A 17,315-nucleotide genomic window follows, 5' to 3' on the forward strand; every position below is an offset into this window, starting at 1 on the left:
GAGGTGTACATATCATGGAGGGTCAAATCGTCATCATTACAGGCGCTAATTCGGGGATAGGAAAAGCCGCGGCACTAAAGTTTGCAACCGAAGGGTATCGTGTTATCATGGCTTGTCGCAATATGGATATTAGTAGAGTTGTACAACAAGAAATCATCCAAAAATCTAACAATACTAATGTAGATCTATTGCAGCTAGATGTCTCATCCTTTGAATCCATACGTTCATTTTGCGCAGCTTTTAAAGAAAAATATCCTCGCTTAGACATCTTGATACATAACGCCGCTTACTTAAATCATGGCGAGAAACAATATAAGCTTAGCCCTGATCATATTGAATTAACTTTTGCTACGAATACGTTTGGCCCCCTCCTGATGACAAATCTATTAGTAGATCATCTCCAAAAGTCGCAAGATCCAAGAGTACTCCATGCTTGTACGACGAACATCAAGCACTTCTTCGACCCGAAAAGGAAAATTGATTTCGATAATCTGCGCGGCGAACTTCGTGATTCACGGCCCTTTAGTGTATATAAGATGTATGGAGACTCCAAAATGGCGCTATTAATGTTAACCTTCAAAATGGCTGAGGAACTAAGGAGCCAAGGGATCCAAGTTAATGCCCTGCAAATTAATCGTGTGAAACTATCTGAAGAGACCATTCAAAAAATGAGTCCCTTGTGGAGAGTTCTAGCAAAACTGCAAAATCTGAGCAACCCTTTACCATCGGGTATGGCTGATACTTACTTTCATATTTGCACCTCGGATGCTTTTAAAAATGTGACAGGGCAGCTTATCAACCATAAGCGTGAGATCGTTCAGTCATCCACTAGCGAGAAGGGTATAGTGCAATTGAGAAATCTATTCGGCTCAGCTAGTTATCCTAGCTATGCGACGGATGTTGATAATGTTGAACAGATATGGAGGATATGTACTGCACTGATGAAAAGTTATCTTAGTTAATTTGTTTTTTTAAGAATGGTTCAAAAAATGTTTGACAGATAAAAAGAAGGATGCTAATCTGTGTACGTAAACGTTTAATTAGATTTCATTTAATTCAAGATTTCAATGTAATACATAAAGCGTAAACGTTTACTAACAGGAGGTGAATTTTGTCGCTATGGCTGCTACGATTAAGGATATTGGAAGAGTTGCTGGTGTCTCAACTGCAACCGTTTCAAGAGTAATTAACAATCTTGGTGGGTACAATGAGGAAACCGAGAAAAAAGTGATGGCTGTGGCGAAAGCACTAGGATATCGGAAGAATGAAAGCGCTAGAAGTTTGGTGCAAAAGTCAACCAATACCATTGGTGTGATTATGCCGGATGTCGCTACAACATTTTATGGTGACATTATTAATGGACTTGAAGATGCTTCTTACGAGAATGGGTATAGCGTTATATTAACCCATGCTGGCATTAATGGTTGCCGAATTCATGAGAGTTTAAATTTGATGGGGGAAAGAAGGGTAGATGGGATCATTATTGTATCTGTCGAGTTGCACGAAGCAGAAATTGAAGCTTTGATGTCACTTGATATCCCCTTTATCTTGCTATCTACAAAAACGAATCGCGAAGATACACCTTATATCAAGGTTGATGATTTCAGTGCGGCCTATACAGCCGTGAATTATCTTATTGAGAATAACCATCGTGTCATTGGGATGGCAGGAGCTAATCCTGATGATCCCATAGCGGGTACCCCGAGAATTAATGGGTATATTCAAGCTTTAATAGACCACGAGATTAAGGTTGACTTGAATTTGATCAAAGCTGGGGATTTTAGTTTTGAGTCAGGAAAAAAAGCCATGCAAGAATTTATTAAGGACCAAGCTCCTATCACGGCAGTATTCTGTGCTAGTGATGAAACGGGTTTAGGTATCATTTCAATCTGCTTTGAGAATGGTATTAGCGTACCTAATGATATTTCATTAGTAGGATATGATAATTCTACGGTTTCTTATATGTCCATACCTCCTCTTACAACTGTTGCTCAACCATTTTATAAGATGGGGAGCGAAGGTTGCTTGAAATTGATAGGCTCGATCCAAAATAAAACCAAGATTGATTCAATCGTGATTCCACATGAATTGGTTATTCGTCAATCCGTAAAAAAATTATCTTAAATCAAGATATTTTTTTATACATTACGTAAACGTTTACGTTGCGTTGATCTTCATCTTTTATTTCATTGAAAGGAGAAATCATGTATTAGCACTCATGCCAAAGGGCAAATGAAAAATTAAGTTTTGTTAAATTTGCTTGTAAGCGTTTCAGAACTGATTTTAAGATTTAACCTATATTTTATAAAATCGGAGGAACAAATTTTATGAAAACAACAAAAGTATTGACACTGTTTGCCTCAACGGCATTGTTAATGAGCTTGGTTACAGCTTGTGGCGGTAATAATAAACCAGCAGCTTCCGAAAATAATAGTGCTCCTAGTAACGAGAAAGTCAAGCTAACGATGTGGCATACCTTTAGCGATGTAGAAACAGAAGTATTTGAAAAAAAAGTCATTGCGAAATTTAATGAAGAGTATCCCAACATTAAGATTGATGCAACGCGCATGCCGGCTGGGGATGAGTTTAATCAGCAATTAGTACAAGCCGTATCGGGAAGTAGTGCGCCTGACTTAGCTCGCATGGATATAGTAGATGTTCCTAGATATGCCAAGCTAGGAGCTCTAGAGCCACTGGATGGATATGAAGGATTTGATGCGATTAAGAGTGAGATGTTCGAAGGCCCTATGTCCTCTAACTTCTACGATGGTAAATACTATGGCTTACCGTTAGATACCAATACCAAGATCGCTATTTATAATAAAAAGTTGTTAGAAAAAGCTGGATTGACAGAAGCTCCAAAAACATTCGATGAATTAGTTGCAGCTGCTAAAAAAATCTCGAATGATGAAACTTTCGGCTTTGCTCCGCAAAATATCGAGGTTTGGGGAACGATGCCATACTTCTTCTCTCTTGGTGGAACATATACAAATGAAGATTACACGAAAGCAACAGGTTATTTGAACAGTGATACAAGTGTGAAAGCACTCGAACAATTAGTTTCTTGGAACAAAGAAGGATTGGTTGGTAAGTCATTTGAAGGCGGTCTAGGTTCATGGGAAGGCTTCAAGGGCGATAACTATATGATGATTGACGATGGCCCATGGTTCGCGTCGGCCAACCAAGATGTTAAAGATAACATGGAATTTTCATTATTCCCAGCAGGATTAGCTGGTAGTATCGAAACCAATGGTGGAGAAAATACAGTTGTTTTCAACTCTAGTAAACATAAAGAAGCAGCTTACACCTTTGCTAAATTCTTAGCTTCTGACGTAGCACAAACTATATTTGGCGAAGAACTACGTATGATGCCTGTGAATACCAAAACAGGACAAAAAGATTTTGTCAAAAACGATGAAATGTTGAGTCTTTACATGGAACAATTGAAAACGGCTGTATCTCGTGTGCCGTCACCAGAATGGACTGTAATCAATAACGTCATCACAAAAGCATTTGAAGCAGCTATCAAAACAGATGAAACTCCAAAAGCCCTATTAGATGATGCTGCAAAACAAGTGGATGCCTTATTAACAAAATAAAGAGCATGATAGAACTAAAAGGAGGACCAAGCCATGGAGTTTTCAGATCGATATAAGAAATTAAACTCAAAAAAGAACAAATACAGCTGGTCTGAGACAAGAGATGCGTGGCTATTCACAGGTATTGGCGTTGTACTTTTCTTGGTATTCGTTTTGTATCCACAAGTCAAAAACTTCTATATGGCTTTTACAGAGTACAATATCCTTCCCGGGCAGCCAAGTAAATTCATTGGACTAGATAACTTTAGAACGATGTTCTTTTCAGATGGTGCTTTGGGTGAAAGCAAATATTTCTGGGTAGCTTTTAAAAATAGTCTGTGGGCGGTTATCGTAACCGTCCCCGGACAGTTGATCCTTGGCGTGATGCTTGCAACCATCATTCATAATCTCACTCGAGGCCGTCTTCTCTACAAGATTTTGCTCTATATTCCGGTTATCTCGAGCTGGATCGTTGTATCCGTTTTATTTAAGTATATTTTTCAAGATACAAAAGGCTCGCTGGTTAACTACGCACTTATTCAGGCGAATTTGATTGATACACCCATCGCTTGGTTACAAAATGCGACTACAGCAAATATCGTAATTTGGGCGTTATGTATTTGGAAAGGCGTGGGTTGGGTCATGATTATTTACACGGCCGCCCTTCAATCTGTACCCAAAAGTATGTACGAAGTAGCGAAAATCGAAGGTGCGAATGCGTTCCAAACTTTTTTCAAAATTACCATCCCATTACTTAAAGAAACAACCATCTATTCGATCGTTCAGCTAACGATCGGTGCCTTCGGCATTATGATTCAGGTCATTATGATCACCGGTGGAGGACCTATGGGTAAGACGGAAACGCTGAATAGTTACATGTATTCGCAAGCATTCTCTCAATTTAAGTTTGGTTATGCATCTGCGGTATCTATAGTAATGGGCATCGTGGTCATTGGAATTACACTAATTCAACGTAGAGCATTTAAAGAAGGGCAATAGAAAGGATGGTATACCTATGAAGAAGAAAAAAATAGCAATGCAATTAGTTCTACAAGTATTGCTTATAGGGGCATCCATTCTTGCTATCATGCCTTTCCTATATATGCTGGCGACTGCATTAACCAAAGATACGTACACGATGCCTAACCCTCCTATTTTGATACCAAAAGAATTCTATACAGGCAATTTTGTTTCCGCGTGGACATCCAATAGTTTCTCACGTTACTTCGTAAACAGTTTGTTTGTTTCATTAGTCACGATGGTGTTAACGCTTGCGATTTCAACAGCCTCCGCTTATGGGTTTGCGAAACTACGTTTCCGGGGCAAAAATGTAATTTTTAACGTGTATCTTTTCTCGATGATGATTCCAGCCGTGCTTGCCTTAGTGTCTCAATATACTGTTTTGAATGGTTTGAATTTAATCGATACATACCGAGGGCTAATTCTACTCTATATTAGTGGCGGTGTGGCGGGAAACACCTATTTTCTCAAAGGGTTTATTGAACAATTACCGAATGATTATGAAGAATCCGTCATGATTGACGGGGGAAGTCGCTTTACTGTGTTCAGCCGGATCATCCTCCCGTTATGCCGACCTTCAATAGCTACGTTAGCCATTCTATCGTTCATGGGGACATGGGATGAATTCTTCGCGGCGTTAACAATCATTAAAACGGCTTCGAAACGGACTTTACCGATTGCGATTCGCTTGTTTCAAGGGCAAAATGCAACTCAATGGGGACTTGTGTTTGCAGCGGCACTTATAGCCTTGATTCCAATTCTGATTATTTATATTACGTTCCAAAAATACTTTATTAAAGAAACTGACGATGGTGGTGTGAAAGGATAATGGAATTGATGAGTGAGACCACACCTGTAGAAAAAGAAGTGAAATGGTGGCAGACTGCTGTAGTGTACCAAATCTATCCGCGAAGTTTCCAGGATAGTGATGGAGATGGGATTGGCGATTTAAGAGGAATTATTAACCGTATTGATTACTTGAAATATTTAGGGATCACTGCGATCTGGTTATCACCAGTTTATAAATCTCCCAATGATGATAATGGTTACGATATTAGTGACTATCAAGATATTATGGATGAATTCGGAACGATGGAAGATATGGAAGAATTGATTGCGAAAGCCAATGATGCGGGTATCAAAATGATCATGGACTTAGTCGTAAATCATACTTCGGATGAACACAAATGGTTCGTTGAAGCTAAGAAAAGTAAGGATAATGAATACCGCGATTACTATATTTGGCGTGATCCTGTAGATGGGGGAGTTCCTAATGGCCTGACCTCTACATTCAGCGGGACTGCGTGGGAATTAGATGAAGCAAGCGGACAATATTTCCTGCATTTATTCAGCAAACGCCAACCAGACCTGAACTGGGAGAATGAAAAGGTTCGCCAAGAGGTCTACAATATGATGAATTTTTGGTTGGATAAGGGTGTTGGGGGCTTCCGAATGGATGTAATTGATTTGGTCGGCAAAATCCCTGATCAAGAAATTACGGGGAATGGCCCCAAATTACATGATTACCTGCAAGAAATGAATCAACAAACCTTCGGTTCCCATGATGTCCTTACGGTAGGCGAAACATGGGGAGCAACCCCTGAAATTGCCAAACTATATTCTGATCCGAAACGAAAGGAACTATCTATGGTGTTCCAATTCGAGCATGTAAGTTTGGATCAACAAGAAGGCAAAGATAAATGGGACTTAAAACCGCTAAGTGTCGCCGACTTGAAGAGGGTCTTAGCGAAGTGGCAAACATCATTGGGTGACGAGGGTTGGAACAGTCTATTCTGGAATAATCATGACCTACCGCGGATTGTATCGAGATGGGGTAATGATCAACAATTCCATGATCAGAGTGCCAAAATGTATGCGGTTCTCTTGCACATGATGAAAGGAACGCCTTACATCTACCAGGGTGAAGAAATAGGCATGACCAATTATCCCGTCACAACAATTGATGAAGTAGAAGATATTGAATCCGTAAATATGTATCATGATCGTTTAGCGAATGGGTATGCGGTTGAAGATATCATTGCATCGATTAACGCAAAAGGCCGAGATAATGCACGCACACCGATCCAATGGGATGACAGTGACCATGCTGGCTTCACGACAGGAACTCCTTGGTTGCATGTGAATCCAAATCATAAACTGATCAATGTAAAAGATAACTTAGAGAATTTAGATTCTATTTTCCATACGTATCGTCGGTTAATCCACCTTCGTCAGAATAACCCGATCATCGTCTGGGGAGATTTTGAGCTGATTGAACATACAGCTGAAGAAGTATTCGCTTATTATCGTGAATATGAAGGTCTAAAATGGTTAATCGTTGCGAATATTTCTTCGACGGACAATGAATTTTCAGTGGATGCAGAAGTCGCGGAAATCATCATAAGTAACTACAATCGACAAGAAATTGTTGTGAAATCTGTGAAGTTAAAGCCGTATGAGGTATTTGTTGTAAAGGTTTAAATGTTAAAGCTCACATGTCCATTTTATGTGAGCTCTTTTCATAAGTAAATCTTGGAGGTAGAGTATGAGATTTCTCAAAATTATCGGTACCGTGTCAGCATGTTTATTAACAATAAGTGTAGTGTCAGGATGTGAAAATGTGCTTGATCAAGCCCAAATAGATAAGAGTAGCGTGAAGATTATTCAATTAACAACAGATAAAGCCATGTATGATCCCACTGCTCAAGTTAAAGTCATCGCAAAACTAGAAAATGTGACAGATAAGAATGTAAAAGGGAACTATACGTTGACCGTTAGCCATCTGGCACAACAAGTGGGAGAAGTAGTAGAAGGGAATTTTTCGGTAACTGGCTATGAATCCACTAATATTGAGATCCCATGGACAGCACCAGATGAAGATTATAAAGGTTACTTGTTTGATTTCCAATTGCAAGACAATAAAGGTAACACAGTGACTTCCGAAACGATGGGTGTTGATGTCTCTTCCGAATGGACGAAGTTCCCTCGTTATGGTTATGTGACGGAGTATAGCGACAAAGTAGATACGGAAAAGGTGATGGAAACGCTCAAAGATTTCCGTCTCAATGCTATTGAATATTATGACTGGAAGTATCTGCATCATCAACCTGTTCCGGCTGACGGTTCCATGGAATGGGAAGATTGGGCGGGCAGAAAAATTTCAGGGCAGACGGTCAAAGATTATATCGCCGCTGCGAAGGACCGTAATATGGTCAACATGTCCTACAATATGATTTACGCAGCAACCAATAATTTTGCTGAGTTTGGTGTGAAAGACGAATGGGGTCTATGGTATGCCGAAAATCATGGAGGACCTGGCCAAGTTAAAGGGGATCGTTTTACGTTCCACATGGGGGCAAGCCCTTCAGGTCAATCGGACTTATATTTCTTTGATATCCAAAATCAAGAATGGCAGGATTATATCATTAAGCAAAATATTGAAGCCATTCAGACGATGGGTTTTGACGGATGGCACGGCGATACGGTTGGTGAGTGGGGGAAAATGTGGACCTCTGACAATCGTGGCGATGACATGCAAACCCTATATGTCAAGGATGGCTATACAGAATTTTTGAATAAGGCCAAAGAAATGTTGGGACAAGATAAATATCTGGCTTTTAACCCGGTAGGGGCTCAAGGGATTGAGAACGTGAATAAATCGAATGTGGACGTATTGTATACAGAGATGTGGCCTTGGGATCACGATAGTGAGGGCAACCAATATGATACTTACATGGGGTTAAAACGTGAAATTGATCAATCCAGACAAGAAAGTGGAGGCAAGTCTTTAATTATTCCTGCCTATATGGAATATGATTATGCACAGCGAAATTCAAGCGTGCCATTTAATATGTCTGCCGTATTGTTAACAGATGCAGCGGTATACGCAGCCGGTGGGTCACGGATTGAACTAGGTGATGGGGTGAACATGCTCTCGAATGAGTATTTCCCGTATAAAAATCTATATATGACACCAGAACATGTAAAAAGACAGTCAGCATTACAAGATTTCATTGTCGCCTATCAAAATTTACTGCGTGATGGGCAAGAGGACAATGGAAATCTCATCGAAGTAGCCGATTACGATTCAAGTATCGATGGTCAAGCGCAGACGATCTGGGCTTACAGCAAATCGGATACGAAATATGATACCATCCAAATGATTAATTTAGTGGATGTGAGTACCGACGATTGGCGTGCGAATGAAGGCGAGAAAGATACGCCTCGCATGTTGTCGGATGTAAGAGTGAGATACTACTCGGAGAAAAATATTCAATCCGCATGGGTGACTTCACCAGATCCAGCTTACAATTCTCGTTCACACAAACTTGATTTTACAAAAGGTTCTGATGCAAATGGATCTTATGTGGAATTAACGGTACCTTCGTTAGAATATTGGAACATGTTGTATTTTTCGGAGGAAGATACGGCGGCTTCTACACATAACGAAAGTATCGGACAAGTTAAACTGTACGAAACAAAGGAAGAATTGGCTAATGGTGATATCAAATCGGGTCTTGATCACTGGAGCTTATACAATGATGTGGCACAAGTGAAAGATGGAAAGATTGTCTTTGAGGGGCTACACTTCGCACAAAGTATGAGCCAAACCGTGACTGGATTAGAAGACGGTACATATGAAGTGAGCTTAACAGGTAAGCAGTATGGGATGAAGGCCCATATCTCACGTATGGAATTAACCGGAACAGGTTATCCGAATGTGTTCGTCGATTTACCGGTTGGGGAATCTACGGGTTCTATCAAACAAGAAGTACGAGTGAGAAACGGACGACTGAAGATCACCATTCACCATGAGAGTATTCTAGGCTCTAATCTTGAGATCGATGAGGTCAAATTGAAAAAAGTTGAATAACTGAGGATAGATCTTTAAGGGATGCTCCAATGGAGCATCCCTTTTGCTGTCGGAAGAAATGCGTATTATTACTCCCAATAAACCAAGGAATACATCTTTGTTAGAGACAAACTTGAGCACTACAATGAATCTAGATTTACATTATCATCCAACGGGAGGTTATATATTGAAGAAACGGCTCATATACGTTCTTACGATTCTACTACTGATAATATTAGCAGCTTGGTTGTTCGTATCACGATACGATATGATGTCAAATCATATTATCTTCAGCAACGAACAGAGCAGAGTCAGGTTTTTGTCTCCCATATATGATGTTAATGTGCAAAGAGATATCGTCTATGCGAGCAAGAAAAATGAGACAGAGTCCAAAGAAGACTTGAAACTTGATTTGTATGAACCTGCTAATGATACTAACAAGCAAAGACCGGTAGTTATTTTCATTCATGGCGGCGGGTTTTATATGGGAACGAAGAGCGATGCGGCAACCATTTCCGCAGATCTTGCCAAACGAGGATATGTCGTTTTGTCCATAGATTATAGACTTAAGGTCAACCCGTCTTTCAACTATCCCAAGACTCTCGCAGATGATTACGAGGATATATACGACGTGATGGGTTGGGTTAAGAATAATGCAACTACTTATGGGCTAGATGCTGAACATATAGCTTTAGGTGGTGATTCTGCAGGGGGAATACTCTCGATAAACTTTGTCAATGAATACTTGATTCGTGAACCCTCTTACATTAAGCCGATATTTGCAATTATAGATATATACGGAGGATCGCTGAGATTAGGTCTACAGGATCATTATCCTCCCGTATTGATCGTTCATGGAACTCAGGACCAATCCATACCGTACCAACAGAGTTTAAATTTTAACAATGCACTTGAGGAGAAGGGAATTTATCATAATCTATTAACGATGGAGAATGTGGGACATGATTATAAGAACGAAAAATACTTTGACATGATTGTTGAAAATTCATCACACTTCCTTTGGAATGTATTGAGTCGTCCCCAAAACGAGTGGCTTCCGGAGAGCACGGGGATCATGGCCGTTACTGGTGAACAATTCGATATTAAACTGCCCCAAGGTTACATTAAGAATTTAGATGAAGGAATACTAAACATTACTTTGCCAGAGGGATGGTCGTTAGTTAACACTAAAGACAATCCGTCTTTGCGAGTACAAATTCCTATTAGCTTAGATCGGGGAATTTATTCGATCATTGTTGCTCAGGAGCACGGTAAAGAGCCGGATCGGAGCTTTGCGCTTAGTGTAAAAGTCATCGATCCATTGAATGTTAGTTTTGAGACTTATTTTGATAACACCGACCAAAAAATAAAAACTCATGTCCAAGTAACCAATCAATCGAATAGACGTTTTAATGGATCTCTTCAATTCACATATGACACGGATCAAGCATCTCAAGGATCTTTTACCTCCATAGTAGATGAATTAGATCCAGGCATGAGCCAAACGATAGATATCCCTGATCTGGTACAAGGGAAGCGGACCGTGAGAGGACTTAACAATTCGGATACATTATTGCAGATGACCGAGGACTCATTTCATGCGTTACGCATTCATAAGCTCTCAAATCCAATCCAGATCGACGGTAACTTGGAAGAATGGAAAGAGCAAGTATCTTTCGATGTGAATGATGTTAAGATGGATAATTGGAAAGGTGTGCAAGATACTAGCGGGGTCGGTCATTTAACATGGGATAACAATAACCTATATCTTGCAGTGGAAGTTACAGATGATAAACACTCCCAAGAGGAGAATGGAGATGCGATTTGGAACGGAGATAGCGTTCAGTTTGCGATTGGTGTAGCGAATGAAGATGGTAGTGTTCCAGGTGATTACCATGAAATGGGTGTAGCTTTAACTGATAAGAGGGACTTGTCCAAGTGGCGTTGGATGGCACCGGCGGGTTTTGGAATGGGTGAATATGTTGAAATTGACCAAGCAATCATCCGCAATAATAATAAAACAATCTATGAGATGGCTATTCCATGGAGCGAATTGACAGAGGACACTAAGGCTATGAAACAAGGTGTGAAATTGAAATTTTCTATGCTTATTAATGATAATGACGGGAATGGACGCAAAGGATGGCTGGAGTTCAATAGCGGAATAGGGACAGCCAAGAATATTCATGCTTTTGGGGATTTGTACTTGGTTGATTGACATAAGTAAATTATTTCACTATACTGTCTGTAATCTTATATACGATATACGTTGAAAGAGCCCAGTAGCAGCTTAATCACTGTTCTAGAAAGCCGGGGATTGATGGAACCTTGGTACACATTAAGTTAGCGAATTACACTCTGGAGTATCTTGGGTAATGCCGAGCGGAAGTGGCGAACGATAACTCGCTTAAGAGTGGCATGAATGGCGCACGTAAGTGCGAGAGTCCATTGGTGCAATTTGGGTGGTAACACGGTTATTCAATCGTCCCTATGTCTACAATAGACAAGGGGCGATTTTTTGTTGTTCGCAAAAGGAATGATTTTTCGTAATAGGATATCTACTAATTTGAAGGAGTGGTATAGCTATGAATATTATCGCCGAACTTGAATGGCGTGACGCCATTAATCAACAAACAGATGCCGAAGGGCTTAGAAAATTGACTGAGCAGAAAGCCGTCTCGCTATACTGCGGCGTAGATCCAACGGGTGACAGTATGCATATCGGTCACTTGATTCCATTCATGGTACTGAAAAGATTTCAGCTAGCAGGCCATCGTCCGGTCATTCTGATCGGTGGCGCAACGGGTACGATCGGTGACCCAAGTGGTCGTCAATCCGAGCGATCATTGCAAACATTGGAACAAGTTCAAGCAAATGTTGATGCTCTTACCGCACAAATGAAAAAGCTGTTTGTGACCGATGGAGACAATCAAATTCGGATGGTAAACAATTACGATTGGACGCACAAAATCAATGTGATCGAATTTTTGCGTGATTACGGTAAAAACTTCAGCATCAATGCAATGCTTGCAAAGGATGTTGTGTCAAGCCGATTAGATAGCGGTATTTCTTTTACAGAATTCTCTTATCAAATCTTGCAGTCACTTGATTACCTGCATCTGTACCAGAATGAAGATGTGCAGTTGCAAATCGGTGGCTCTGATCAATGGGGCAACATTACAAGTGGTCTAGACTTGATCCGCAAGAAAGAAGGATCCGAAGCAGTAGCATTTGGACTTACGATCCCACTTATGTTGAAAGCCGATGGGACGAAATTTGGTAAAACAGCGGGTGGGGCGGTTTGGTTAGATCCGAACAAGACGACGCCATTTGAATTCTACCAGTTCTGGGCAAACACCGATGATCGTGATGTCGTGAAATATCTGAAGTACTTTACGTTCCTTTCGAAAGAGCAAATTGACGAACTGGCAGAAAAAGTGCAGACCGAACCACATAAACGTGAAGCTCAAAAAACGCTGGCTGAGGAAATGACGAGATTCGTTCATGGCGAGGAATTGCTGGAACAGGCCAAACGCATTACTGCAGCTTTGTTCAGCGGCGATATTAAATCGCTGACTGCGGATGAGATTGAGCAAGGCTTCAAAGAAATGCCAACATTCGAAGCAACGCTCGAATCGAAGAATATCGTTGATTGGCTTGTTGATCTAGGCATTGAGCCTTCCAAACGTCAAGCGCGTGAAGATATTACGAAAGGTGCGCTCTCGATGAACGGGGAGCGGATTACCGATGTGGAACTGGAAGTGACAGCTGATCAAGCGATTGGCGGCCGTTTCATCATTATCCGTAAAGGTAAGAAAAATTATAGCTTGGTGAAATTGTCATAGAAGAAAATAGGGGAACCTCTTTAAAGTTCTAAGGGAGGTTCCTTTGTAATTTCATTGAAAAAAAATTCGATTATTAGTACAGTTGACAAGAGTACAACTTGCTTTAAATATTTAAATGATACTAATGAATGCTCCCTTTCAAGGTTCCAGCTAATTATAGGAGGTAATTAAAATATGATTAAAGTACTGTTTGTATGTTTGGGTAATATTTGTCGGTCACCAATGGCAGAAGCCGTATTTCGTAATCATGTAAAAAATGTAGGGTTATCAGATCGAATAGTTGTTGATTCTGCAGGTACAGGAGATTGGCATGTCGGACATACCCCTCATGAAGGGACTCGTAAAATCCTCGATCAATATGGTATTGATTACTCGGGGATGTTTGCAAGACAGGTGAGTACGGAAGATTTCAATGATTTCAAATATATTATTGCCATGGATGATATGAACGTCACTAATTTAACTCCTCTGTTCCCAACAGATCATCAAGCTGAAGTGAAGAAACTACTCGAATTCGTACCGAAACATGCTGGTGGAGATGTTCCAGATCCTTATTACACGGGTAATTTTGAAGAGGTATACGAGATGGTGGATGAAGGCTGCGTAAATTTACTTAAGTATATTCGAGAACAGCAAGGTTTGTAGAATAAGGAGATCTTAATGACACAGCTTCCGATAGATAAAGTAATTCCAGTTTTACAAGAACATTTGAAAAACGGTAGCTCAGCAATATTGTTGGCGGAGCCAGGTGCGGGTAAGACAACACGGACTCCGCTGCAATTATTACAGGAACCATGGCTAGCGGGACAAAGTATTCTACTGCTTGAACCAAGAAGATTAGCAGCAAGATCTGCTGCGATATATATGGCGAAGCAACTCGGAGAATCGGTTGGTGAGATGGTAGGATACCGAATTCGTTCGGAGAGCAGGGTGTCTAGCCGAACTAGAATCACGGTCGTAACCGAAGGTATTCTGACGCGCATGCTTCAGAACGATCCAGCGTTGATCGGGGTCGGGCTGGTTATTTTTGACGAATTTCATGAGCGGAGTATTCATGCTGATCTGGGTCTGGCGTTAGCTCTCCAGAGTCAGCAAGTACTCCGTGAAGATCTTCGGATTTTGATTATGTCGGCCACACTGGACCCGAAGCCCATAGCACAATTGCTTGGAACATCTGCGGTCGTTCAAAGCCAAGGACGCAATTATCCTGTAGAAACAAGGTATTCAGGGAGTGGATTAAGAGAACCAATAGAAGTAACTGTAGAACGAGTGATTATGAGCGCTTTGAATGTTCATCAAGGGAGTTTGCTCGTTTTCCTTCCGGGTGCCAAGGAAATCCGTCGCGTAGAACGGCGATTAGCTGGGAATGTACCTAGCGATGTCATTTTGGCACCGCTATTTGGTGCATTGTCGCAAGTTGAGCAGCAACGGGCGATTGAAGCGGCACCTTCCGGCAAGCGCAAGGTCGTATTAGCAACATCAATCGCAGAATCGAGCTTAACGGTTGACGGTGTGACCGTCGTCATCGATAGCGGCTTGCGGCGTACCTCGCTGTTCTCTCCGCGCACGGGAATGAACCGCTTAGTGACGACTCGCGCGGCCCGCGACTCGGCCGATCAACGCCGCGGACGTGCTGGGCGAACAGCGCCTGGCGTATGTTATCGCCTATGGAGCGAAAGTGAAGATCGCGCACTAGAAGAGCGCACGCCGCCAGAGATGCTGGAAGCGGACTTGACCCAACTCGCACTGGAGGTCGCTGCATGGGGAGCGGCGTCGCCGGAGGAGCTGGTTTGGCTAGATGCTCCTCCAGTAGCTCCTTATGGACAAGCAGTACAGTTGCTTCGGCAGCTCGGAGCATTGGATGATCAACATCGAATAACCGAGCATGGGATCAAGATGAACGAGCTTGGTCTACACCCGCGCTTAGCTCATATGCTACTCCGCGCAGAAACACTTGGTTTGGGACGGGTGGCGTGTAGTTTAGCTGCGCTGTTGGAAGAGCGTGATTTATTTAAAGGGCAAGTAGCAGGACGTGATTGCGATATGGTCAGCCGACTGTCGATGTTGATGGAACACAATGGCTCAATGACGAGCCCCAACTCGTCATTGGCTTCAAGTTATGACGTTGATCCAATTGAACTTCGACGTATTCTTGAGCTCAGTTGTCAGTGGGAAAAAGTACTTAGTTTTGGCAAATCTACCAATGGTACTGAGCAAGATTGGCAACGTTACTGTGGATTATTAATATCTTTTGCATATCCTGATCGCATCGCTCGTCGTCGTCCTGATGGGAGGTTCTTGCTGCGTAACGGTCGTGGTGCTGTATTTACTTATCAGCAACCACTAGGAACAGAAGAGTATTTGGCGATTGCAGAAGTGGATGATCAAGGGTCGGAAAGTGTAATTCTTCGAGCAGCTTCGCTTGGGGAGAGCGATTTGAATACCTTTTACCGTGAAGATTTGCATGAGGAGAAGATCGTACAATGGGATGAGGAAGCCCAGAAAGTTAAGGTTCGTCGTCGACTTTCGCTTGGAGCGATTGTGCTCAAAGACGTTCCTGATCCTAATCCTTCGCAGGAGGATATCACGAGGGCGCTGCTGCAAGCTGTTACGATGCAGGGGGTTACTATTTTGCCGTGGAACGGTAAATCTCGTCAATTGCAGGCTCGAATTGGGTTCATGCATAAGCTTGATGAACGTTGGCCTGATGTATCGGATGAGGCTTTGTCCACTAAACCGGAGCAATGGCTCGCTCCCTATATCTCAAATTTTCGGAAGCCTTCGGACATGAAATCTTTGTCATTGTATTCTATATTGGAGAACTGGCTTGGGTGGGAAAGAACCCAACAATTAAATACGGAGGCTCCAACACATTTACTAGTTCCAAGTGGATCAAAAGTTCTGATTCATTATGATGGTCCGCAGGCTCCATACGTTGCTGTCAGGCTTCAGGAGGTGTTCGGGATGATGGATACACCTCGTATCGGATATGGCCAAGTTAAGATCACTATGCATTTGTTGTCCCCTGCGAGTCGCCCTGTTCAGGTTACTTCTGATTTGCATAGCTTTTGGAAGAATACGTATTTTGAAGTGAAGAAAGATTTAAAGGGGCGTTATCCCAAGCATTATTGGCCGGAGGACCCTCTGCAAGCGACAGCAACACGTAAAGTCCGCCCGGAACAAACAAAAAAGTAATGAAGTAGTGATTATGGACAAATTAAGGCGCTTACATTTTCTTGTTGACGGAATAGAAAGCATGAATTATTATAGATTCATAAATCAATTACGATTTCTCTTGGCGTGTTACCGTTATATAAATGGGCATGAGCCAAGGAAAGCGGATCCTATATTTATAGGTCGCTTTCCTTGGCTTTTTTTATTGTAATTTTATATAACTCCTGTGCGTATAGTGTGATAGATGGACGGGAAGTGGGTAACAATAAGGTAACACGGCTAGGTGTAATCGCTACCATTGCATAGTTTATATACAACAGATTGGGAGGTCTTAACATGTTTTCAAAGTGGAGAAAAAAAACAGAAGAGAGTAAAGTCATAGAAATTTTCTCTCCCGTAACTGGTCAATCCGTTTCACTTACCGAGGTTCCAGATGAGGCATTTGCTGGAGGACATATGGGTAAAGGGGTTGCAATTGAACCTTCAATAGGTAAGCTTGTTGCTCCATTTGAAGGTACCGTTGCTCATGTCATCAAATCCAATCATGCACTTATGTTGGAACATTCATCAGGGCTACAATTTTTGTTTCACATTGGCGTGAACACCGTGTCATTGAAAGGCGAAGGGTTTGTATCCCATGTTGCTACAGGGGATAAGGTGAAACCAGGTCAATTGTTAATTGAATTCGACATCGAGAAGATCCAAAATGCAGGGTTTCCAGTAATTACACCTATCATTGTTACAAACGCCGATGAGGTGACCAGCAACATTGAAACTATCTTCGGACCTGTGCAGGCAGGCAGCGATGTCATTTTAAAAGCGGTTATCAAGTCATAGTATTTCAAA

Annotated in this window: 12 protein-coding genes; all 12 read left to right on the top strand. The window is 41.6% G+C overall.

Features of this window, described 5'->3' with window-relative positions; translation table 11 throughout:
- Positions 1-14 precede the first annotated feature (14 nt).
- The 12 genes from IEW05_RS07725 (at position 15) to IEW05_RS07780 (ending at position 17,306) form a co-directional block, all read left to right on the top strand.
- Positions 15-962: an SDR family NAD(P)-dependent oxidoreductase gene (locus IEW05_RS07725; RefSeq protein WP_188537391.1), complete on the top strand. Its 948-nt coding sequence runs from the start codon at positions 15-17 to the stop codon at positions 960-962.
- Between the two features lie 157 nt (positions 963-1,119).
- Positions 1,120-2,124, top strand: coding sequence for a LacI family DNA-binding transcriptional regulator (locus IEW05_RS07730; RefSeq protein ID WP_188537392.1), 1,005 nt, complete (start codon positions 1,120-1,122; stop codon positions 2,122-2,124).
- 203 nt (positions 2,125-2,327) lie between these two features.
- A complete protein-coding gene (locus IEW05_RS07735; protein WP_188537394.1) occupies positions 2,328-3,599 on the top strand; it encodes an extracellular solute-binding protein in 1,272 nt (423 codons plus the stop codon).
- A gap of 33 nt (positions 3,600-3,632) precedes the next feature.
- Complete coding sequence (locus tag IEW05_RS07740) at positions 3,633-4,577, top strand: carbohydrate ABC transporter permease (protein ID WP_188537397.1); 945 nt, start codon at positions 3,633-3,635, stop codon at positions 4,575-4,577.
- 16 nt (positions 4,578-4,593) lie between these two features.
- On the top strand, positions 4,594-5,427 hold the full coding sequence (locus IEW05_RS07745) for a carbohydrate ABC transporter permease (RefSeq protein WP_188537399.1): 834 nt from the start codon (positions 4,594-4,596) through the stop codon (positions 5,425-5,427).
- A gap of 8 nt (positions 5,428-5,435) precedes the next feature.
- Positions 5,436-7,079: a glycoside hydrolase family 13 protein gene (locus IEW05_RS07750; protein WP_188537401.1), complete on the top strand. Its 1,644-nt coding sequence runs from the start codon at positions 5,436-5,438 to the stop codon at positions 7,077-7,079.
- A gap of 64 nt (positions 7,080-7,143) precedes the next feature.
- Positions 7,144-9,471 carry a glycoside hydrolase family 66 protein gene (locus tag IEW05_RS07755; protein WP_188537403.1) on the top strand — a complete coding sequence of 776 codons (2,328 nt, stop codon included), beginning with the start codon at positions 7,144-7,146 and terminating at the stop codon, positions 9,469-9,471.
- A 166-nt stretch (positions 9,472-9,637) separates the two neighbouring features.
- On the top strand, positions 9,638-11,668 hold the full coding sequence (locus IEW05_RS07760) for an alpha/beta hydrolase fold domain-containing protein (protein ID WP_188537405.1): 2,031 nt from the start codon (positions 9,638-9,640) through the stop codon (positions 11,666-11,668).
- Positions 11,669-12,035: 367 nt separating this feature from the next.
- Complete coding sequence (gene tyrS, locus IEW05_RS07765; protein ID WP_188537408.1) at positions 12,036-13,295, top strand: tyrosine--tRNA ligase; 1,260 nt, start codon at positions 12,036-12,038, stop codon at positions 13,293-13,295.
- Positions 13,296-13,469: 174 nt separating this feature from the next.
- On the top strand, positions 13,470-13,940 hold the full coding sequence (locus tag IEW05_RS07770; RefSeq protein WP_188537410.1) for a low molecular weight protein-tyrosine-phosphatase: 471 nt from the start codon (positions 13,470-13,472) through the stop codon (positions 13,938-13,940).
- 15 nt (positions 13,941-13,955) lie between these two features.
- The gene (gene hrpB / locus IEW05_RS07775; RefSeq protein ID WP_188537411.1) at positions 13,956-16,490 is read left to right on the top strand and encodes an ATP-dependent helicase HrpB; all 2,535 of its coding nucleotides are present in this window, start codon (positions 13,956-13,958) and stop codon (positions 16,488-16,490) included.
- Between the two features lie 315 nt (positions 16,491-16,805).
- Entirely contained in the window at positions 16,806-17,306 is a 501-nt protein-coding gene (locus tag IEW05_RS07780; protein ID WP_188537413.1) for a PTS sugar transporter subunit IIA, read from the top strand.
- Positions 17,307-17,315 lie beyond the last annotated feature (9 nt).

Source organism: Paenibacillus segetis, from assembly GCF_014639155.1.
Classification (GTDB): Bacteria; Bacillota; Bacilli; order Paenibacillales; family Paenibacillaceae; genus Fontibacillus; species Fontibacillus segetis.

Coding starts and splice junctions, on each gene's coding strand:
- IEW05_RS07725 (WP_188537391.1), top strand. CDS start 15: ATGGAGGGTCAAATCGTCATCATTACAGGCGCTAATTCGGGGATAGGA.
- IEW05_RS07730 (WP_188537392.1), top strand. CDS start 1,120: ATGGCTGCTACGATTAAGGATATTGGAAGAGTTGCTGGTGTCTCAACT.
- IEW05_RS07735 (WP_188537394.1), top strand. CDS start 2,328: ATGAAAACAACAAAAGTATTGACACTGTTTGCCTCAACGGCATTGTTA.
- IEW05_RS07740 (WP_188537397.1), top strand. CDS start 3,633: ATGGAGTTTTCAGATCGATATAAGAAATTAAACTCAAAAAAGAACAAA.
- IEW05_RS07745 (WP_188537399.1), top strand. CDS start 4,594: ATGAAGAAGAAAAAAATAGCAATGCAATTAGTTCTACAAGTATTGCTT.
- IEW05_RS07750 (WP_188537401.1), top strand. CDS start 5,436: ATGAGTGAGACCACACCTGTAGAAAAAGAAGTGAAATGGTGGCAGACT.
- IEW05_RS07755 (WP_188537403.1), top strand. CDS start 7,144: ATGAGATTTCTCAAAATTATCGGTACCGTGTCAGCATGTTTATTAACA.
- tyrS (WP_188537408.1), top strand. CDS start 12,036: ATGAATATTATCGCCGAACTTGAATGGCGTGACGCCATTAATCAACAA.
- IEW05_RS07770 (WP_188537410.1), top strand. CDS start 13,470: ATGATTAAAGTACTGTTTGTATGTTTGGGTAATATTTGTCGGTCACCA.
- hrpB (WP_188537411.1), top strand. CDS start 13,956: ATGACACAGCTTCCGATAGATAAAGTAATTCCAGTTTTACAAGAACAT.
- IEW05_RS07780 (WP_188537413.1), top strand. CDS start 16,806: ATGTTTTCAAAGTGGAGAAAAAAAACAGAAGAGAGTAAAGTCATAGAA.